1 protein-coding gene is annotated in these 2418 nt (G+C 63.0%); it reads left to right on the top strand.

Annotated features, from left to right (window positions below; translation table 11 throughout):
• Positions 1-2376 (top strand): ATP-binding protein (locus tag R3280_RS16700; protein WP_318999737.1); only part of this gene is annotated, 2376 nt, incomplete at its 5' end.
• Positions 2377-2418 lie beyond the last annotated feature (42 nt).

A 2418-nucleotide genomic window follows, 5' to 3' on the forward strand; every position in this document is an offset into this window, starting at 1 on the left:
TACAAAGCCTGCGTACTCAAGGAATTCCCGTTCAAAAGCACCCGCCAGCTGGAGCCGCTGGCGGAGATCGTCGGCCAGAACCGGGCCCAGGAGGCGGTCCGCTTCGCCCTGGCCATGCCCCACGGTGGCTACAACGTCTATGCGGTGGGTCGCAACGGGCTGGGCAAGCGTACCATGATGCTGCGGTACCTGGAGCATCACGCCGACACCGACCACAAGAGCCACGACTGGTGCTATGTCGCCAATTTCGAGGAGCCCCGTGTCCCCAAGCTGCTGAGACTGCCCGCCGGCAAGGGCCAGCAGCTCAAGCAGGACATGGACAAGCTGATGACCCGGCTGATGAAGGTGATTCCCCAGACCTTCGACAGCGACAGCTTCCTGGAGCGGGCCGAGCAGCTCAAGAACGAATACAGCAAGAAGCAGGAAGACGAACTGGAGAAGGTGGCCAACCAGGCCAAGCGCAAGAAAGTCAGCCTTACCGTGACCACCCCGGGCGGTTACCGCCTGGTGGCCATGAACGGCGCCGAGCCCCACACGGTGGAGTCCTTCGAGAAACTCACCGAGGAGCAGCGGGCCCGTTTCGAGGACGCCATCAACAAGCTGGAAAAGAAGCTGCGCCAGGCCCTGCGCAAACTGGCGGAGTGGGAGCAGGAATACGTCGACCGCCAGCAGGCCCTCAACGAGGAAACCGTGGAGGGCATCGCCGGCCACCAGCTGGACGAACTGGTGGCCCGCTACACGGATGAGCCCGATGTGGTGGCCTACCTGCAGGCGGTCCGCAAGGATCTGGTGGAGAGCCTGGACATCTTCCTGGAGGACAACGAGGAGCAGGCCGCCATTGCCTACGCCTCGCTGGATCGCAAGATGCCCCGCCGCTACCTGGTCAACCTGCTGGTGCACCACAAGGACACCGAGGTGCCGATGGTGGTGGAAGACAACCCCACCTACCACAACCTGTTCGGTTACGTGGAGAACGTCACCTTCAAGGGCACGGTGTTCACCGATTTCTCCCTGATCCGGCCCGGCAGTCTGCACAAGGCCAATGGCGGTTACCTGCTGATGGACGCCATCAAGGTGCTGGAGCAGCCCTTCGTCTGGGACGGCCTCAAACGCGCCCTGCGCTCCCGCTCCCTGACCATCAACTCCCTGGAGCGGGAGCTGACCCTGTCCGGCACCATCTCCCTGGAGCCGGAAGCGGTACCGTTGGACGTGAAGATCGTGCTCTTCGGTGACCGGGAAACCTGGATGCTGCTGCAGGAGTACGATCCCGAGTTCGCCGAGCTGTTCCGGGTGACCGCGGATTTCGAGAACGAAATGATGCGCACCGCCGAAAGCCAGCTGCTCTACGCCAAGTTCATCGCCAGCCTGGTGAAAGAGAAAAAGCTGCTGCACTGTGACCAGAAGGCGGTGGCCCGGGTGATCGAGCACAGTGCCCGCATGGCCGAACACCAGGACCGGTTGTCGCTGCATGCCGCCGACATTGCCAACCTGCTGCGGGAATCCGACTACTGGGCCCGCCAGGCCAACTCCACCATGATCCGGGCGACCCATGTGGAGCAGGCCCTGGAAAGCGCCCGCTACCGTAGCAGCCGCATCCGCGACCAGTTCTACGACGCCATCCGCGACGGCACCACCCTGGTGACCACCACCGGCACCCGGGTGGGGCAGGTGAACGCACTGTCGGTGCTGTCCACCGGCGGCTTCGAGTTCGGCCTGTCGAACCGCATCACCGCCACCTGCTATTACGGCGACGGCGACGTCATCGATATCGAGCGGGACGTGAAGCTGGGGGGTAATATCCACTCCAAGGGGGTGATGATTCTCACCTCCTGGCTGGCCTCCCATTTCGCGGTGACCGAGCCCATGCACCTGTCCGCCAGCCTTACCTTTGAACAGAACTACGGTGAGGTGGACGGCGACAGCGCTTCGCTGGCGGAGCTCTGTGCGCTGGTGTCCACCCTGTCCGGCATTCCTGTGCGCCAGGACCTGGCCATTACCGGCTCGGTGAACCAGTTCGGCGAGGTGCAGCCCATCGGCGGTGCCAATGAGAAGGTAGAAGGTTTCTATCAGACTTGCCGGCTGACCGGCATCACCGGCAGCCAGGGTGTCATCCTGCCGGCCACCAACGTCCAGAACCTGATGCTGGACAGCGAGGTGGTCCAGGCTGTTCGAGAGGGCCGCTTTGCGGTTTACAGTGTCAGCAGTGCTGAGGAAGCCATCACCCTGCTGCTGGGCACGCCTGCGGGCAAGGCCGATGACAATGGTCGCTATCCCAAGCAGAGCGTGTTCGGTGCCATCCAGCAGCGGCTGGAGAAAATGCGTGAACAGGAGCGCCAGGAGCACCAGCAGGGTGACAAGGATCCCTCCATCCACTAACCAACCGCAGGGCGAGTCCGTTCCATGAGCAGAAGCATTGCA

The sequence above is a fragment of the Marinobacter sp. genome (assembly GCF_033722195.1).
Taxonomy (GTDB): domain Bacteria; phylum Pseudomonadota; class Gammaproteobacteria; order Pseudomonadales; family Oleiphilaceae; genus Marinobacter.